Here is a 17,333-nt window from a genome sequence, read left to right as displayed (position 1 = left end):
GCCCACGACGCCGCCGACCACCCCGCCGACGACGCCGCCGACCACTCCTCCGACCACTCCGCCCACCACCCCGCCGGGCGGCACCTGCACCCTGCCGTCCTGGTCCGCCTCCGCGGTCTACGTCGGCGGCAACCAGGTCTCCTGGAAGGGCCACAAGTGGAACGCCAAGTGGTGGACCACGAACGAGGAGCCCGGTACGACCGGGGAATGGGGCGTCTGGCAGGACCTCGGCGCCTGCTGATTCCCACCGGGGTCACCCCACACTGACCCCCCTCACCCCGGGACCCGCGTCCTCTCTCCCCCCGAGGACGCGGGTCCCTCCGGGGGTTCGCACGGAAGTGCTCCCGGCCTGTTCTTCCACGACGGCCCGTCGTGGCCGGGCTCCCTGCGGGACTGCCGCGTGCTGTGGCCTTGCTCCTCTCCCGCCGCCGCGGCGTGCCGCGCGCTTCCCCTCCACCGGGGGAAGATCCGGGGACGGCGTCCCGGGGCAGGCCGGGCAGCAGGCCCGGGGTCACCCCAGCAGGCGGGAGATGGCGTCGGGCCCCACGGGACGTGAGTAGTGCCAGCCCTGCCCCGTGTCGCAGCCGATCCTCCGCAGGCGCTCCGCCTGCTCCGCGTTCTCGACGCACTCCGCCGTGACCGTCAGGCCCAGCCGGTGGGCGAGGTCGACCAGGGCCTCGACGATCGTCTCGTCGGCCGGGTTGGGGTGTTCCGCCGAGCGGAAGCCCTGGACGAAGGAGCCGTCGAGCTTCAGCGCCGAGACCGGCAGCCGGCTCATGTACGCCAGATTCGAATACCCCGTGCCGAAGTCGTCGATAACGATCCGTACGCCCATCTCGTGCAGCGCGTGCAGAGCCTGGAGCGGCCGGCCGGCCGAGCCCATCACCGCTGATTCGGTGAGTTCGAGTTGCAGCAGCCGCGGCGGCAGCCCCGTCTCCGCCAGGATCTCCGCGACGTCCGCGACCAGGTCGGAGTCCCACATCTGGCGGACCGCGACATTGACGCTGACCACGGGCGGCGCCTGCGGATGCGCGACCTGCCAGGCGCGGGCCTGCCGGCAGGACTGCGCGAGCACCCAGCGGCCCAGCTGCACGATCGAGCCGTCCTCCTCGGCCAGGCCGATGAAGCGGTTGGGGGCCAGCCGCCCGAAGTGCGGGTGCTCCCAGCGGACCAGCGCCTCCACCCCGCGCAGCTCACCGGTGTCCAGGGCGACCAGCGGCTGGTAGTCGAGCACGAACTCGCCGCGCTCCACGGCCTGCCGCAGCGTCCGGGACAGCGCCTGCCGGGTCATCCGGTGCTCGTTGCGCTCGGGGTCGAAGAGCGTCCAGCGGGCCTTCCCGTCGGCCTTGGCCCAATACAGCGTGGTGTCTGCGGCCTGCATCAGGCCGGTCGCCGAACTGCCCGGCGCCTCCCGCTCGACCACCCCGATGCTGGCGGAGACCGCGAGCCGCTGCCCGGCGATGTCGAAGGGCGGCTGGAGCGCGGTCAGCACCGACTCGGCCAGCGCAGTGGCCTGCCCGGTGCCGGTGGAGTCCCGTACCAGCAGCGCGAATTCGTCGCCGCCGAGCCGGGCGACCAGGTGCCCGCCGGGCTCCGCGCAGGTCAGCAGCCGGCGGGCGACGGCGGCGAGGAGCTCGTCGCCGACCCGGTGGCCGAGCGTGTCGTTGACGGCCTTGAAGCCGTCGAGGTCGAGATAGCACAGCCCGATCCGGCCGGTGCCGCGGCCCGGCGCGCTGTCGCACGCGTCGGTGAGGCGCTCGAAGAACAGCGCCCTGTTGGGCAGCCTGGTGACCGGGTCGTGCATCCGCAGATGCCGCAACTGCTCGCGCAGCGCCTCGCGTTCGCCGATGTCCTCGACGGTCAGCAGCAGCGGTCCCGCGCCGGTCCGGGACAGGGTGACCTCGGCCAGCAGCGCCGCGCCGTCCTGCCGGGGGATCCGCCGGGTGCAGCGCAGCCGGTCGCGGCGCCCGGTGAGCACGTCGTGGAAGGCGGCACCGGCGTGCGGGTCGCCGGCCAGGCCGAGCAGCGCGCCCGCGCCGACCGCGGCGAGGCGTTCGGGGGCGGCGCCCAGCAGGGTGGCCAGCGCCGCGTTCGCGGCCAGCACGTCGCCCTCGGGGGACACCAGCGCCATCGCCGACCTGGCCACCGCGAAGGCGGCCCGGTAGTCGCGCAGCTCGGCTTCGTCGCGGGCCGCCGTACCGCGCGGGCGCGGGGCAGAGCTGTGACTCTGTGTGATGACCTGTGCTGTGCTGTCGGGGTCGACGCCGGGGCCGCCCGCGGGTCCGCCCATGGCCTGCTCCCCGTGTTGCGCTCGTCTCGTTCGCGATCATATGGGCTGGCGGAGCAGCCGATCCAGCGTTGCGGTGGTGATTCTCGGCATGCGAACCCGCGGGCCGACCGTTTCTGCGCGATTGGGCGGCACTCCTGATCGCTTCACCTGCGCTGTTACGGAACGTAATGCCGCTGGCCGCGCAGATGTTCGCCGCGCCGGGCGACCCGCGCACCACCCGGGCGGCGCAGCCGAACCCCGCATACCACCGCAATCCGTAGCAAGGTGATCGAGGTGTCCCGAACGGGTTCGCGAACCCCTTCCCGGAGGTCCAAGTGCGGCGGTCAGGCATCTCGGCAGGCGATACGCGGGGCGCCGGCGGCGCTCGGCGCGCGCGGGGCGCCACCGGCGTGCCCGGGCGCCCGCGCGGGGCGCGGTCCGCCGCCGCGGCGGTCTGCGTGTTCGGCGCGCTCGTCGCCTGGACGCTGGCCACCGGACCCTCCGCGCAGGCCGCGCCCGCGTCCGCCGCGTGCCTGCTGCCGCGTACGTCCCTGCACCACTCCGAGGGCGTCGACAGCGCCCCCGGCGGCTACGCGAAGGCCCGGGGCGACGTGAAGGCGCTGATGGTCTTCCTGTCCTTCCCCGACTCCCCGCCCGCCCTGACCCCGCGGGAGGTGGCCGCCGACCACTTCCCGGCCACCGGCGACTTCTACGACCAGGCGTCGTACGGGCAGTTCCGGCTGCACCTGCACACCGTGGACCGCTGGCTGCCGATGCCGCACTCGGCGACCGCGTACGCCATCAGCCGCGACTGGCGGGCCGCGGACCGTACCGCGTATCTGCGCGACGCGCTGACGACGGCCGACCCGGTGGTCGACTTCAGCGGCTACGACGTGGTCTATCTCGTCGCCGACCCCGGCGCGCCCGGCGTGGACTCCGACGCCACCAAGGTCGTCAACCTCGCCGCGCCGGTCACCCTCGACGGCAATCCGCTGGCCCGCCTGGTGACCGTCTTCGAACAGCACCCGCCGGACCGCAATGTGCTGGCCCACGAGACCGGCCATGTCTTCGACCTGCCCGACCTCTACTACCGGCCGCCGGCCAGCTCCAACGCCGACTGGGACACCCATGTCGGCGACTGGGACCTGATGGGCAGCCAGTTCGGCCTGGCCCCCGAACCCTTCGCCTGGCACAAGTGGAAGCTCGGCTGGCTGGCACCGGGCCAGGTCGGCTGCGTCACCGGCACCGGCACGACCTACCACGACCTCAGCCCGGACGAGACCCGCGGCGGCCTCAAGCTGCTGGTCGTCCGTACCGGGGCCGACACCGCGCTCGCCATCGAGGCCCGCACCGCCGCGGGCAACGACCGGACCGCCTGCCGGCAGGGCGTCCTGCTCTACCGGGTGCGCTCCGACCGCGAATCCGGCGCCGGGCCGATCGACGTCGTCGACGGGCACCCGGGCCACTCCGCCTGCGCGGCCACCTCCGTCTACCCGCCGCTGGCCGACGCCCCGCTCGGTGTCGGGGAGTCCTACGCCCTGCCCGACGGCACCACCCGGGTCACCGTCACCGGCCACGAGCCCGACGGCGACTGGGCGGTCAAGGTCACCGAGAGCCTGCCGGGCGGTGAGGATGCCGGCCGCCCCGGGTAGCGCGCGGCCCGGCAGAGCCCGGCGGTTCGCCGCCCGGGGCGCGCGGACGGCGGCGCTGGCGGCGGCCGGGCTGCTCGCCGTGGGCAGTTCGGTGTCCGCCGGCGCCGGGCAGCGGGCCATGCCCGCGTCCCCGCCCGCCGCGCGGCCCTGCGCCCTGCGGGCCGTATCGGGCGTGGCCATGTCCGAGGGCTTCCCCGACACCAAGCTCCGCGGTCCCGACGCCGAATTCGCCCCGTCCACCGGCACGGTCCACGCCCTGACCCTGCTGATCGACTTCCCCGACGCGCCCGCGCCCTACAGCGCCCGCGAGCGCTACGCCGAGTTCTTCCCCGCGGTCAAGAAGTGGTACGCCGCCGCGTCGTACGGAAAGCTCGACTACGAGTCCACCCCGGTGCTGCGCTACATACGCATGCCGCGGCCGTTCACCGCGTACGGGATAGGCCGCGGCTACGGCTGGGACGCGCACGCGGCGATGATGCGCGACCTGCTCAAGGCCGCGGACCCGCGCACAGACTTCAGCGGCTACGACCTGGTCAACATCCTGGTCACGCCCAACGCGGGGCCGCCGGCCGACGAGGCGGTGCTGTCCGTCACCTGGACCGGCGCGTCCGCCGCCACCACCGACGAGGGTGCCCACCTCAACAAGGTGTCGCTCATCTACGGCCACGACCAGTCGGGTTCACGGGTCCTCAGCCACGAGAACGGCCACGACTTCGGGCTGCCCGACCTCTACGCGGCCGACAACTTCCAGCGCACCGACACCCTCGCCGGGCAGTGGGACACCATGTCGCTCGACTGGGGCCTGCAGGGCGACCTGTTCGCCTGGCACAAATGGCGGCTCAGCTGGCTGGCCGACCGCCAGATCGCCTGCCTCACCTCGCGCGGCACCGCCACCTACCGGCTCAGCCCCGTCGAGACGCCCGGCGGACGCAAGGCGGTGATCATCCCCTACGGGCCCACGCGGGTCTTCGTCATCGAGGCGCGGGCCGCCGTCCGCGCCGACCACGAGGCCTGCCGGCAGGGCGTACTCGCCTACCGGGTGCGTACCGACATCGACTCGGGCCAGGGCCCGGTCACCGTGGTGGACGGCCACCCGGCCAGCTCCGCCTGCGACTTCAGCAGCGGCGCCTTCAACTCGCTCAACGACGCGCCCTTCACCGCCGGCCAGTCCTACACCGACAGCGCGGCGGGGGTGACCTTCACGGTGCTGGGCCGCGACGCGGCGGGCGACTGGTCGGTACGCGTCACCCGCCGCTGACCCCAACGGCCCGGGCTCAGCTGAGCAGTTCGGCCTCAAGGGTGATGTTCACGCCCGCGAGCGCCTTGCTGACCGGGCAGTTCGCCTTCGCGTCCTGCGCCGCCGCCTCGAAGTCCTCGGCGGACAGGCCGGGCACCCGGGCCTTCACCGACAGGGTGATGCCGGTGATGCCCTCGCCGGGCTGGAAGGTGACGTTCGCCACGGTCTGCACGGTCTCCGGCGGGGTGCCGGCGCCTGCCAGGCCGTGCGAGAGCGCCATCGAGTAGCACGAGGAGTGAGCCGCCGCGATCAGCTCCTCGGGGCTGGTCTTGCCGTTGGCGGCCTCGGCGCGCGAGGGCCAGGAGACCTCGTAGGTGCCGACACCCGAGGTGTCGAGCGAGACGGTGCCGGCGCCGCCGATCAGCGCGCCCTTCCACTGGGTGGTCGCGGTGCGGGTGGTTGCCATGGTGAAAGCCTCCATCGATTACGTACCGTCGGTCCGCGGCTCCCGCCGCCCCCCGAACGCTACCCGGTCGCGTGGTCCCGCCGGTGCCGGCGTCCTGCCCTGGCGCCCGGCCGCGAGGCCGCCCTGGCGCGGCCTCAGCCGAGGTGCCCGGTGTCGTTCCAGCGCTCGATCGCGGGCTCACCGTAGGCCCAGCCCAGTATCGACAGTGACGCCGGGTCCAGGCGCAGGGCCGCGCCGAAGGCCGGCGGCAGGCCCAGCCAGCGGGCGCCGAGCATGCGCAGCACATGGCCGTGCGCGAAGACCAGCACGTCGCGCTGCGCCGACCGGGCCCAGCCGATCACGTCGTCGGCGCGTACCGCCACGTCGTCGGGCGCCTCGCCGTTGGGCACGCCGTCGCGCCAGATGTGCCAGCCGGGCCGCAGCGCCTGGAGTTCCGCGGGGGTCCGGCCCTCGTAGTCGCCGTAGTCCCATTCGAGCAGCGCGTCCCACTCCTTGGCGCCGGGGAAACCCGCCTCCTGGCAGGTGTCGGCCGCCCGCCGCAGCGGGCTGGTGCGGACCTCGACATCGCGCAGGCCGTTCCAGGGGGCGCCCGCGAGCCGGCCGCCGAGCACCCGGGCGGTCCTGCGGCCCTCGTCGGTCAGCGGGATGTCGGTGCGGCCGGTGTGGCGGCCGGACAGGGACCATTCCGTCTGGCCGTGCCTGACCAGAAGGATGCGCGCAGCCATGCAGGGCGGCCTCTCGTGAGGGGGCGGGAGGCTCCCATCATCGCTCAGACCTGCGGCGGACCGCCGAGCAGCCCCCGCAGCAGGCCGTCGAGGCCGAACTCGAACTGCCGCGTGCCCTCGCTCTGGGCGCACAGCAGCTCCGGCGCGAGTGAGACCAGCGCCGGGTACGTGTCGGGCGGCAGCGCGGCGATCCTGGCCCGTACCCGCTCCCTGACGCCCTCGTCGCACAGCGCCCGGGCCCGCCGGGTGTTCCACAGGGCGGAGCCCTCGGTGTACTGCATCAGCGCGACGTGCGCGTGCGCGGCGTCCGCGCGGCCGAGCCCGGCCCGCCGCAGCAGGCCCAGCATCCGGTCGATCAGTGCGACCGCGTCGTCGCCGCGCAGCGGGCGGCCCGCCAGCAGCTGGAGCGCCGAGGGATGGTCGGAGAACAGCCGATACACCCCGAGGCACACCTCGCGCAATTCACTTCGCGGATCGTCCGAACCGCCCGGCGGAAGCTCTATCGTGTCCAGCAGCCGCTGGGCGACGGCGTCGCTGATCTCGTCCTTGCCCCGGAAGTGCGAGTAGACGGCCATCGTGCCGACACCGAGCTGCTGGGCGAGGCCGCGCATGGTGAAGGCCTCGGCGCCGTCGCGGTCGAGCAGGGTGATGGCGGCATCGAGGATACGGTCGGGGTTGAGCGAATTGCGCGGGGCGCGGCGCCGTGGGGGGCTGACCGGCTGGGAGAGGGACATCGGATTCTCTTGTTCTCGTCCTTCGCTGCTGTCCTGCTGTTCGGCTGGAATGCTGTGCTTCGGTGCCCGGCCGCGACATGGGAGGGGCAACCCGGGGCAGTAGGCCAGGCGTCCTTCGCCCTGCATACCCCGCCACGGAAGGTTGAACACCGTACGAGCGCTGAACACCAGTGGAAACTCGAGTTTCGACCTTTTGACCGGGGCGGTGTGCGTACGGTCTAACGTACGTCGTACGGTAGAGGGTACGCCACGAGTCCATGACAGCCGCCCGCGGCCTTCGGAGAACCTGGAGAGACGCCCGCATGACGATCACCGCCACCGCGCCGCGAGCTGCCGCCTACCGGGGCAGACTGCGCTGGTGGACCGAGCTGCCGCTGATTGCCGTGATCTACGCGCTGTATTCCGGAGCCCGGCTGCTGGTGCGCGGTGATGTGAACGACGCGGTCGAGCACGGCGCGGACATCCTGCACTTCGAGCAGCTGACCCACCTCGACCCCGAGCGCTGGTTCAACCAGCTCTTCACCCACCACGCCTTCCTCGGCGTCCCGGCGGACTTCGCGTACGCCTCGCTGCACTACGTGGTGACCCCGTCGGTGCTGGTCTGGCTGTGGTTGCGGCGCCCCACCCACTACCGCAACGCCCGCACCTGGCTGATGGTGTCCACGCTCATCGGCCTGGTCGGCTTCACCGTGGTGCCCACCGCCCCGCCGCGGCTGCTGCCCGGCGCGCACGGCTTCATGGACACGATGGCGCAGTACGGCTCCTACGGCTGGTGGGGCACCGACGCGAGCGCGCCCCGCGGCATGGGGCACCTCACCAACGAGTACGCCGCCATGCCCAGCCTGCATGTCGGCTGGTCGCTGTGGTGCGGCATCATGCTCTTCCGCTACGGGCGGAACTGGTTCGTGCGCGCCCTCGGGGTGATCTACCCCCTGATGACCGCCTTCGTGGTGATGGGCACCGCCAACCACTACCTGATGGACGCGGCGGCCGGTGTCGCCACCATGGGCGTCGGCTTCCTGCTGGCCAAGCCCGCGCTGCGGGTGGTGGACGGGCTCCAGGCCAGGGTCCGCCGCAGGCTCGGCACGGAGCCGGTCCACGAGGCCGTCGTCGCCGTGAGCGTGGCGCCCGGCGCGCCCGCCGACAAGCAGCAGGCAGCCGCGCCCGGCGGGGCGAAAGTGCCCGCGCCGCGCACGGTGTCCGTACCGCCGGGCGACCCCGGCGACCCCGGCCGGGACCCCGGCGCGGCCGGCGGCAGCGGGGCCGGGCGCGGCGAGCGCAGCCGGATGTCGTAGCCGGATGCCACACTTTCGCGGGTGAGCACTAAGCACCACTCGCTGCGGGAGCGGCTGGCCGCCCTCCGCGGCCCGGACACCGCCCCCCGCCCGCTCGACGCGCGGGCGCTGGCCGCACTCGCCGCGAACCCCGGCTGCCGGCGCCGGGCCCTGCTCGACGCCGCCGGCGTCGACAAGGGCGCGGTCGCCGAGGCGCTGGGCGCCCCGGCCCGTTTCGGCCAATCCCGGTTCGCCTTCTCCCGCGGTCACGCCTTCGAGGCCAGGGTCAAGGCCGGCCGCTGCGCGGAACTGCTGCGGCTGCTGGGCGCCGAGGGGGCGCACGCGGAGGTCCCCGACCTCGGCGCGGCGGGCCCCGAGGGGCGGGCCGCCCGCACCCGGATCGCCCTGGCCGAGGCCGCGCCCGGGTCCTGGACCCTGCTGGACCACCCGCTGCTGGCCCTTGAGGTCGCCGGGTCCACGGTCTTCCTCGAACCCGACGCGGTCGCTGTCGCCCCGGACGGCGCCTGGACCGTCGCCGAGATCAAGTCCTTCCCGATCCTGGACGGCGGCGCCGACGCGATGAAGGTCGGCGCGGCGGCCCGTCAGGCGGCGGTCTACGTCCTGGCCCTGGACGCCCTCCAGCCCGGCCGCACCCGCACCGACGTGCTGCTGGTCTGCCCCAAGGACTTCTCCAACCTGCCCACCGCCGAGTGGGTCGACGTCCGCAAGCAGGTCGCTGTCACCCGGCGCCAGCTCACCCGGCTCACCCGGATCGAGGAGATCGCCGCGGCCCTCCCCGAGGGCACGACCTTCGACCTCGCGCCGGGCCGCCCGCCCGCCGCGCTGACCGCCGCGGTCGAGTCCGTGCCGGCCGCGTACGCGCCCGAGTGCCTGGCCAGTTGCGAACTGGCCTTCCACTGCCGTGACCGGGCCCGCGCGGCGGACTCCGTCGACGCGCTCGGGCGCGGCCTGCGCGCCGACCTCGGCGGCCTCACGACGGTGAGCGCGGTCCTGACCGCCGCTGCGGTGCCGCCGTCCGGCGGGGACGACGATCCGACCGCCGCCGCGCTTCGCCGTGCGGCGAGCTTGCGAGCCGAAGCCCTTCGCGCTTGCGGTGATCCCCGGTGACCCGCTTCGGGGCCCGCCCCCCGGGGTCGCGCCGTCCGTCCGGCGTGACGTGTCCTTCCCCCGGGCGCGGGGGTGCTGACGGTGCCCCCTCGGCAAGGGGATGCCCCTCCCCGGGCGCCGTGGTCCTGCCGGCACCCCTTCGGCAGGGGGGTGCCCCCCAGGGGCGCTGCCCGCGCGGCGGGACGTGCCCCGCAGGGGTGCGTGCCCTCTGCGGTGCTGAGCCGGCAAGTCCGTGCTCGGCCGGTGCGCTGGCGCACTGTTCGCACGGCGGGGCGCGCCCCGCAGGGGCGCGAGCAACCGCCCACCGGCCGGTGGTCCGGGGCGGACCGAACAGTCCCTTCGGGCCGGTGGCCACGTGCAGCTTGTCGACGGCTGGTCGCGCAGTTCCCCGCGCCCCTGGGGTGGTGCGGTCCGTCCGCCCGCGACGGTCGTGGTGGGCTGCTCGCGCCGTTCCCCGCGCCCCTGGGGTGCGTGCCCTCTGTGGCAGTGAGCGGGTAGGTCCGTGCCCGGCCACGATGGCGGCGCACCGTTCGTGCGAGGGGTGGTGCCCCGCAGGGGCGCGGGGAACTGCGCGCCCGGCCACGGCGGTGGTGAGCCGTTCGGACGGCGGACCGTACCCCGAAGGGGGGACCCTTCACCGGGCGGTGGGCCGGGGACCGCAGAAGCAGCCCCGCAGGGGCGGTGGCACCGCGTGACGCTCATGAATGTGCTGGCCCGCGCGGAAGCGGTGTCCCGGGGCCAGGCCGTGCCCGCGGCCACCGTCCGCCACCGATGGCTGGCCGCAAGGCCACTCGTCCTGGTCCCCCTGACCACCGCGGGAGAAGCGGGCGCACCGCTGGGCGCCATGGTCGGCACCGACCGCGCCGCGCCGACCCTGCTCGTGGTGCCCCAACCCCTCGACCGCGAACTCCGCTTCGCCTTCTTCGCCGGCCTCGCCGCCGCCGTCCTGCCGGTGATCGAGACATACGCCGACGACGTCGAGACCGAGCCGGCCACCCGCAACCGCGAGGAGACGGAGGTCTGCGCGGACGCCCCGCAGATCATCGTGCCGAACGGCGCCGCGCTGGAGTACGTACGCCTGCTCGGCCGCTCCACCCGCTATCTGCGGACCGTCGAGGACCCGGACGCCCCGCACCCGGTGCCGGTCCCGGTCCCGCTGCTGGGCCGCTGGCTGACGCACTGCGCGGAACGCGCCCGCACCCCGGGCAGCGCGCTGCTGGTCGCCATGACGGACCTGCTCACCCGGCACTGGGCCACCGGCCAGAGCGCGATGGAGGACCAGCACCTGGGCGCGCTGCTGGGCTGGATCGACCCGCCGGCCGGGCTGGACGGCCCGACCGCCGCCGCCCGCGCGCAGACCGGCAGGGACCGGGACGGGCTGCTGCTCAGCCCGCCGGCCGGCCCCGCCACCGACCCGGTCTTCGACAACAGCGTCCTGGCCCCGGCGCTGGCCCGCTACGACGCGGCCCGCAACGCCGGCGCCGTACCGCCGATGCGGGCCGCCGAGGCGGACGTACGGCGGCTGGTCGGCTCGCAGCTGCGGCCCACCTGGGACGACGTGTGGCACGGCGTCGACCTGCTGCGGGCGCTGCCCGAGGGCGCGCATGTGGCCGAGCGCTGGAAGCGGGACCGCTGGTCCTTCACCGGGCACCGCGACCGGGTGCGGGCCGGGGAGCCGCCGCAGCCGAAGCGGGACGACGCGGTCACCGCCGCGCAGAAGCTCGCGGGCCGCGAGACCGCCCAGGCCCGGCTGGTCGCCCAGGAGGCCCTGGACGACCCGCTGGTGATGGCGGCCCGGCGGCTGGCGGGCGAGGCCTTCACCGGCACGGTGCTCGACGTCGAGATGGCGTATGCGGACGGCCGCCGCCCGATGCCCCGCCCCCTGGTCACCGTCACCACCGGGGACCTCCCCCAGGCGGACCCGGGCAGCAGGGCCTACCGCGCCCTGCCCGACGCGAAGTCGGCCCAGACCGCCGAGCTGGTCGCCGTCGCGCCCGCCGCGGAGGTGCCCGCGCCCCGGGACGGGGAAGCACCCGGCGCCGGCGTCCCGCACGCCCCGGAGTGGGCGGTCACCGTCAAGCTCACCGGCGGGATGGGTACGGGCAGGGTGCCGCGGGAAGGCTCGGTGCCGGAGGTGGGGGACCGGGTGACGTTCACGCTGTTCGCGCACGACCCGCGCAGCGGTCCCGCGCTGCCCGACCCCGAGGCGACGCCCTGGACGCACGGCGGCCCGCCCGGCGCCGCCGCGGCCGGTCCCGACGTACCCGACACCGTGACCGCGGAGGACTTTCTGTGACGCAGGGCTTCGACGGCGCCGGCGACCGGTTCGACCCGGGGGCCGAGGCCGCCGCGGCGACCGCGGCGATCCTGGCCAGCACGATGCACGGGACCGCCCGCGGTGTCGTCGTGGACTCGCCGCCCGGCGCGGGCAAGTCGACCCTCGTGGTGCGCGCGGCCCGCGAACTGGCCGCGTCCGGCGAGCGGTTGATGATCGTCGCGCAGACCAACGCCCAGGTCGACGACCTCGCCGACCGCCTCGCGACCGCGGAGCCCACCCTCCCGGTGGGCCGGCTGCACGGCGCCGACTCCCCGCCCGACCCGGCGCTGGACCGGCACCCGGAAGTGGCGAAGTCCAGCTCGGTCGCCGACCTCCGGGACCGCTCGGTGGTGATCGCGACGGCGGCGAAATGGGCGTACGTCAAGGACGTCGAGCCCTGGCGGCACGCCATCGTGGACGAGGCCTACCAGATGCGCTCCGACGCGCTGCTCCAGGTCGCGGGCCTGTTCGAGCGGGCGCTCTTCGTCGGCGACCCGGGCCAGCTCGACCCTTTCAGCGTGGTCGGCGCCGAGCAGTGGGCCGGGCTGAGCTGGGACCCGTCGGCGAGCGCCGTGGTCACCCTGCTGGCGCACAACCCGGGCCTGCCCCAGCACCGTCTGCCGGTGTCCTGGCGGCTGCCCGCGTCGGCGGCGCCGCTGGTGTCCCGGGCGTTCTACCCGTACACCCCGTTCAGGAGCGGTACGGGCCACGGCGACCGGCGGCTCGGCTTCGGGGTGCCGGGGGACGGCTGCGGGCCCGACCGGGTGCTGGACGAGGCCGCGGTGTCCGGCTGGGGTCTGCTCGAACTGCCCGCCCGGCACACCCCGCGCACCGACCCGGAAGCGGTACGCGCGGTGGCCGCGGTCGTACGGCGGCTGCTGGACCGCGGCGGGCTGACGTATTCGGAGCGCGGCGCCGAGCCCGCGCCGCTGACCGCCGACCGGATCGCGGTCGGCACCGCGCACCGCGACCAGGCAGCCGCGGTGCGCACCGCGCTGACCGCGCTCGGGGTGCCGGCCGGCCCCGGCGGCGTCGCCGTGGACACCGCGAACCGCCTCCAGGGCCGGGAGTTCGACGTCACGGTCGTCCTGCACCCGCTCTCGGGCCGCCCGGACGCCACCGCCTTCCACCTGGAGACGGGCCGCTTGTGCGTCCTGGCCTCCCGCCACCGCCACGCGTGCATCGTCGTCTGCCGCGCAGGCGTCGCCGATCTGCTCGACGAACACCCGTCCTCCGAGCCGGTCCGCCTCGGCGTCACGGTCAAATTCCCCGACGGCTGGGAGGCCAACCACGCGGTCCTGGCCCACCTCGCCGAACACCGCGTGCCCTGGCGCCCTTGACGCCCTGTCGGGTGGATCTCGGGCGACCGCCCCGGGGGACTTGCGCGGGCGCGGGACAATGGAAGGCGGAACCGACCCCGGAGGTAGCGCATGTCCGAGCCGCAACCGGCTCGCCCGTCCCGCGAGGCACGTGAGCCGCACGAGCCCCGCGCCGACCGGCCGAAACGCCCCGCCCCGCTCCTGTTCGAGCCCGGCGCGCCCGCCGACACCGGCGGCGACCGCTTCTTCGACCTGGAGTCGATGGACGACCCGCGGCAGCTGCTGACCAGGGCCACCGAGCTGGAGCAGGCCTTCCGTACGGCCGCCGACCGGGCGACCGAGTTCCAGGCCATCGCCGCCGCCCAGCTCACCGACCCGCGCCGCTTCGACCGGCTCACCGCGGCCGACCTCGCCGAGCGGGCCGGCTGGACCGAGGACTACGCCAAGAAGATGGCCGAGTACGGTCAGGGCCTGATCGACAGCGGCGGTGTCACCCCGTAGCCGCCCGATCGCCGTGCGGGCCGGTAGGTTACGCCTCCCGCGCGTTCCTGTCCCGTATTCGGGCGATTCACCGGGACACCGCCCGCTGAAGCGGTACCTGTAGATGCCATGAATGAATGGCAGGGGAGCACCAGCGTCGTCGGGATCGTCAGCGAGGCCCGGCGGCGGCAGCACAGCGCATGCGTCACCCCGGAAGGCGCCGCCTGGCTGGCCTCCGCGAGCGCCTTTCCGCGCAGCGTCGAGGCCCTGTGGTCGGCCCGCCCGGCCGCCCCGAGCGTCCTGCCCTGCGGCACGGCCTTCGACGTGGTGAACCTCACGCCCCTGTTCGGCCGCCGGGTGCTGGAGCAGCTCTGGGCGGCGGGACCCGGCAGCGGCCCGGTCGCCGTCCACCGCGGCAGGGTCCTGCTGCTGGTCGCGCCCGGCACCGCCCAGCGGCTGCCCGCACTGCTGGACTGGGAGGAGTGGGGCAGCGCCGTCCCGCCGATGCTGTGCCACGGCAGCGGCGACGCGGTCACCGTCCCCGCCCTCCACACCGCTCCCGCGCCCCGTGAGGACCCGGCGGGCACCCCGCGCGACGGCGCGGGAGTGTCCCGCTGGGTCGTCGCCCCCGACTCCCGGCACCCCTGGCTGCCGGGCGCCGACGTACTGCTGTGGGCCTGTCTGCGCGCGGTCAGGACCGCCCTGTCGCCGGCCCCGCCGGTACTCATCGGGCTGCCCGGCTCCGCCTGACCGGTATCGATTTTTCAGGTCGCAGGGGTGGGTGCTAATGTTTTCCACGTCAGCAGGCGCCGCTAGCTCAGTTGGTTAGAGCAGCTGACTCTTAATCAGCGGGTCCGGGGTTCGAGTCCCTGGCGGCGCACCTGAAACGAAGGCCCCCCGTGTCCACGGGGGGCCTTCGGCGTACGCGGGCGGCGCCGTCCGGCGCGCCCGTTTGGCCAGGCGAGCGTCCGACCAGCACCCTGGGTGCATGGGGCACTGGTCGCTGGCGGACACCGTCCGGGTGCACATCTCCGGCACCGGCGGCCGCACACCGCTGTTCCTGCTGCTGGCAGGGCTGCTCGGGTCCTTCCTCTTCATCCGTTTCAGCGTCCGGATGATCCGCAGAGGCGTCTCCTGGTGGCCGGGCAACGTCCAGCCCGGCGGGCTGCACATCCACCACGTGGTCTTCGGCCAGGCGATGATGCTGATCGGCGGCGTCGGCTCCTTCGCCGTCCACGGCGGCCCGCTCGCCCACAACATCCTCGCCGTGATCTTCGGCGCCGGCTGCGGCCTGGTCCTGGACGAATTCGCCCTCGTGCTGCACCTGGAGGACGTCTACTGGCGCGAGGAGGGCCGGCAGTCCGTCGACGCGGTGATCCTCGCCGTCTCGGTGATCGCCCTGCTGCTCATCGGCCAGGCCCCCCTCGGCGGCTACGTCGGCGGCACCTCCTACGCCACCTACGTCGTCGCCGCCGTGCTCCTCGGCTTCGTGGTGCTGTGCCTGCTCAAGGGCAAGGTGTGGACCGGGCTGCTCGGTGTGATGCTGCCCTTCCTCGCCGTCGTCGGCGCCCTGCGGCTGGCCCGCCCCGGCAGCCCCTGGGCCCGCTGGCGGTACGGCAGCAGGCCGCGCCGGATGGCCCGCGCCGAACGCCGCGAGGACCGTATCCACCGGCGGCTGGTCGCCGTGAAGACCCGCGCCATGGACGCCGTCGCCGGGGCGCCGAGCCCGGTGTCGCTGACCAAGGCCCCGCCGGCCCGCCCCACCATCGTGGACCTGCCGCCGTCCCGGCTCGAAGTGCTGCTCGCCCGGGTGCTGCGCCCGCTGCGCGACCCCGGCGCCGCCGCCGCCGTCTGGTACCTGCGGGCGGCCACCGCCGTCAACGTCGTGACCGGCGTCGTCGCCCCCTTCCGCGACCGGGTGCGCGCCGCCACCAACGGCGAATACGTCACCGCCTTCCTGGTCAGCCCCGGCTTCACCGGCGCCGCCCTCGCCCTGGTCCTGTCCATCAGCCTGCGCCGCCGCAAACGCGCCGCATGGATCGTCACCACCGTGCTGGCCATCGGCTACACCGCCGTGCTGATCACCACCGAGGCCGCCGTCGCCGAATCCCGCGGCCACCCCTTCAACTGGGTCTCGCTCGCCGTCACCCTGCTCTTCCTGACCGCGCTGCTGGTCTCCCGGCCGGTCTTCAACGTGCGCGGCGAACGCGGCAATGTCGCGCTCGGCCTGACCAGCCTGCTGATCGGGGCGGTCGTCGCGGTCGGCGTCGGCACCCTGCTGGTCCACGCCACCGACCAGGCACCGCCCCGCGAGTGGAGCGCCAGCCTGCGCTACGCCGTCGTCCGCGTGCTCACCGTCTCCGGCCTGTTCGACCTGCCCGGTATCAAGGTGCCCGGCTGGACCGACCTGGCGATCAACGTCCTGAGCGTCGCCCTGATGCTGGTCGTCCTGCTGGCCTTCTTCCGCGCCCCCCGCAGCCGGGCCCGGCTCGTCCCCGCCGACGAACGCCGGCTGCGCGCGCTGCTGCGGGCGTACGGCCGCCGCGACTCGCTCGGCTACTTCGCCCTGCGCCGCGACAAGTCCGTGTGCTGGACGCCGTCCCGGGACGCCGCCGTCCTCTACCGCGTCGTCAACGGCGTCGCCCTCGCCTCCGGCGACCCCCTCGGCCCGCGCACCGCCTGGCCCGCCGCCGTCACCGGCTGGCTCGCCCACGCCCGCCGCCACGCCTGGGTCCCCGCCGTCACCAACGCGGGACCCGCCGCCGCCGTCACCTACGAGGCCGCCGGCTTCCACGGCTTCGCCTCGGGCGACGAAGCGGTGGTGGACGCCGGCGCCTTCGCCTCGGGCGACACCACGGCCGGACCCCTCGCGGCCCACCGGCTCGTCACCGACGCCGGCTACACCACCGTCTTCCGCCGCCAGGACGAGGTCGACCCCGACGAATGGCGCCGGCTCGGCCAGCTCGCCGACGCCTGGCGCCGCCACCCCGCCGAACGCAGCGCCGCCGCCGCTCTCGGCCGCCTCGGCGACCCCGCGGACGGCGACTACCTGCTCGCGGAGTGCCGCGACCCCAACGGCCGCACCTGCGCGCTGCTCGGCTTCGTGCCCTGGGGTCCCGACGGGCTCACCCTCGACCTCCTGCGCCACGACCGCGACTCCGGCCGCACGCCGGTCGACCACCTCCTCACCGACCTCCTCCTTGCCGCCGCCCGCACCACCGCCCCCGCGCTGGCGGGCGTCACCCGCCTCTCCCTCAACGTCCACGCCCGGCCCTGGCACGGTGCCGATCGCGTACGCCCTTACGCCCCCTACTCGCCGCGCTGGCACCCCCGCTACCTCATGTACGAACGCCGTCTCGACCTCCCCCGCGCGGCCACCGCGGCCCGCCGCCGCTGACCCCCTCCGGGCCGCGCTCACGGCCGGCGGATTGCCCGTCCGTGCCGGGCTTTTTCCGCGTCCGGCGGCGGGGACGGTGGCGAACGGTCTCCCTGCGGGGGTCGACTCGCCATTGGCGGCTCCCCTGCCCGCCTCCCCACCTCACCCGCCCACGGGTCGGCGGATGCCGATGGTGGCGGAGGGGACGATCCTGGGGTGTCCCCGCAGGAGTGCGCACGACTCCCACGGGAACGTTCGCACAGAGCCGAGGTGCGCGGTCCGAGGAGATACCCCCCGAGTGGCCCCGACCACCCACCACCGGCACCCGCACCCGGCCAAACACCTTCCCCCAGAGC

General features: G+C 74.8%; 13 protein-coding genes, 1 tRNA gene and 1 pseudogene. 11 read left to right on the top strand and 4 right to left on the bottom strand.

The genetic code is table 11. The annotated features are described in order from the left end of the window. A partial coding sequence (locus tag V7E46_RS25255) for a carbohydrate-binding protein (RefSeq protein ID WP_333770555.1) occupies positions 1–241 on the top strand: 241 nt, incomplete at its 5' end. A gap of 273 nt (positions 242–514) precedes the next feature. Here the strand turns inward: V7E46_RS25255 and V7E46_RS25250 are convergent. Further along, a pseudogene (locus V7E46_RS25250) lies at positions 515–2,290 on the bottom strand (putative bifunctional diguanylate cyclase/phosphodiesterase); the annotation flags it as partial. Between the two features lie 389 nt (positions 2,291–2,679). Here V7E46_RS25250 and V7E46_RS25245 point away from each other — a divergent pair. Continuing rightward, positions 2,680–3,921, top strand: coding sequence for a M6 family metalloprotease domain-containing protein (locus tag V7E46_RS25245; protein WP_333770554.1), 1,242 nt, complete (start codon positions 2,680–2,682; stop codon positions 3,919–3,921). Beyond that, entirely contained in the window at positions 3,902–5,179 is a 1,278-nt protein-coding gene (locus V7E46_RS25240) for a M6 family metalloprotease domain-containing protein (RefSeq protein WP_333770553.1), read from the top strand. The genes V7E46_RS25245 and V7E46_RS25240 overlap by 20 nt, the downstream gene beginning before the upstream one ends. Positions 5,180–5,195: 16 nt before the next feature. Here the strand turns inward: V7E46_RS25240 and V7E46_RS25235 are convergent, their stop codons facing one another. The 3 genes from V7E46_RS25235 to V7E46_RS25225 form a co-directional block, all read right to left on the bottom strand. Further along, a complete protein-coding gene (locus V7E46_RS25235; RefSeq protein ID WP_329178740.1) occupies positions 5,196–5,624 on the bottom strand; it encodes an OsmC family peroxiredoxin in 429 nt (142 codons plus the stop codon). Positions 5,625–5,758: 134 nt separating this feature from the next. Continuing rightward, entirely contained in the window at positions 5,759–6,349 is a 591-nt protein-coding gene (locus tag V7E46_RS25230) for a histidine phosphatase family protein (RefSeq protein ID WP_333770552.1), read from the bottom strand. A 44-nt stretch (positions 6,350–6,393) separates the two neighbouring features. Continuing rightward, entirely contained in the window at positions 6,394–7,083 is a 690-nt protein-coding gene (locus V7E46_RS25225) for a TetR/AcrR family transcriptional regulator (RefSeq protein WP_333770551.1), read from the bottom strand. 302 nt (positions 7,084–7,385) lie between these two features. Between V7E46_RS25225 and V7E46_RS25220 the strand changes: the two genes are divergently transcribed. From V7E46_RS25220 to V7E46_RS25185, 8 genes are all read left to right on the top strand, one after another. After that, the gene (locus tag V7E46_RS25220; RefSeq protein WP_333770550.1) at positions 7,386–8,378 is read left to right on the top strand and encodes a phosphatase PAP2 family protein; all 993 of its coding nucleotides are present in this window, start codon (positions 7,386–7,388) and stop codon (positions 8,376–8,378) included. A gap of 21 nt (positions 8,379–8,399) precedes the next feature. Further along, positions 8,400–9,485 (top strand): hypothetical protein, encoded by a 1,086-nt coding sequence (locus V7E46_RS25215; RefSeq protein ID WP_333770549.1) that lies wholly within the window; start codon positions 8,400–8,402, stop codon positions 9,483–9,485. 691 nt (positions 9,486–10,176) lie between these two features. After that, a complete protein-coding gene (locus V7E46_RS25210; RefSeq protein ID WP_333770548.1) occupies positions 10,177–11,781 on the top strand; it encodes a hypothetical protein in 1,605 nt (534 codons plus the stop codon). Further along, positions 11,778–13,142, top strand: coding sequence for an AAA family ATPase (locus V7E46_RS25205; RefSeq protein ID WP_333770547.1), 1,365 nt, complete (start codon positions 11,778–11,780; stop codon positions 13,140–13,142). The genes V7E46_RS25210 and V7E46_RS25205 overlap by 4 nt, the downstream gene beginning before the upstream one ends. A 90-nt stretch (positions 13,143–13,232) precedes the next feature. Further along, positions 13,233–13,622 carry a hypothetical protein gene (locus tag V7E46_RS25200; protein ID WP_333770546.1) on the top strand — a complete coding sequence of 130 codons (390 nt, stop codon included), beginning with the start codon at positions 13,233–13,235 and terminating at the stop codon, positions 13,620–13,622. A gap of 108 nt (positions 13,623–13,730) precedes the next feature. Then, complete coding sequence (locus V7E46_RS25195) at positions 13,731–14,351, top strand: bifunctional DNA primase/polymerase (RefSeq protein ID WP_333770545.1); 621 nt, start codon at positions 13,731–13,733, stop codon at positions 14,349–14,351. Between the two features lie 56 nt (positions 14,352–14,407). Beyond that, positions 14,408–14,481, top strand: a tRNA-Lys gene (locus V7E46_RS25190). A gap of 108 nt (positions 14,482–14,589) precedes the next feature. After that, positions 14,590–16,998 carry a phosphatidylglycerol lysyltransferase domain-containing protein gene (locus V7E46_RS25185; protein ID WP_333770544.1) on the top strand — a complete coding sequence of 803 codons (2,409 nt, stop codon included), beginning with the start codon at positions 14,590–14,592 and terminating at the stop codon, positions 16,996–16,998. Positions 16,999–17,333: the final 335 nt, after the last annotated feature.

It is taken from the genome of Streptomyces sp. IBSBF 2435 (genome assembly GCF_036815005.1).
GTDB lineage: Bacteria > Actinomycetota > Actinomycetes > Streptomycetales > Streptomycetaceae > Actinacidiphila.
The sequence above is the reverse complement of the archived record's forward strand: the minus strand, read 5'-3'. Positions and strand labels throughout refer to the sequence as shown.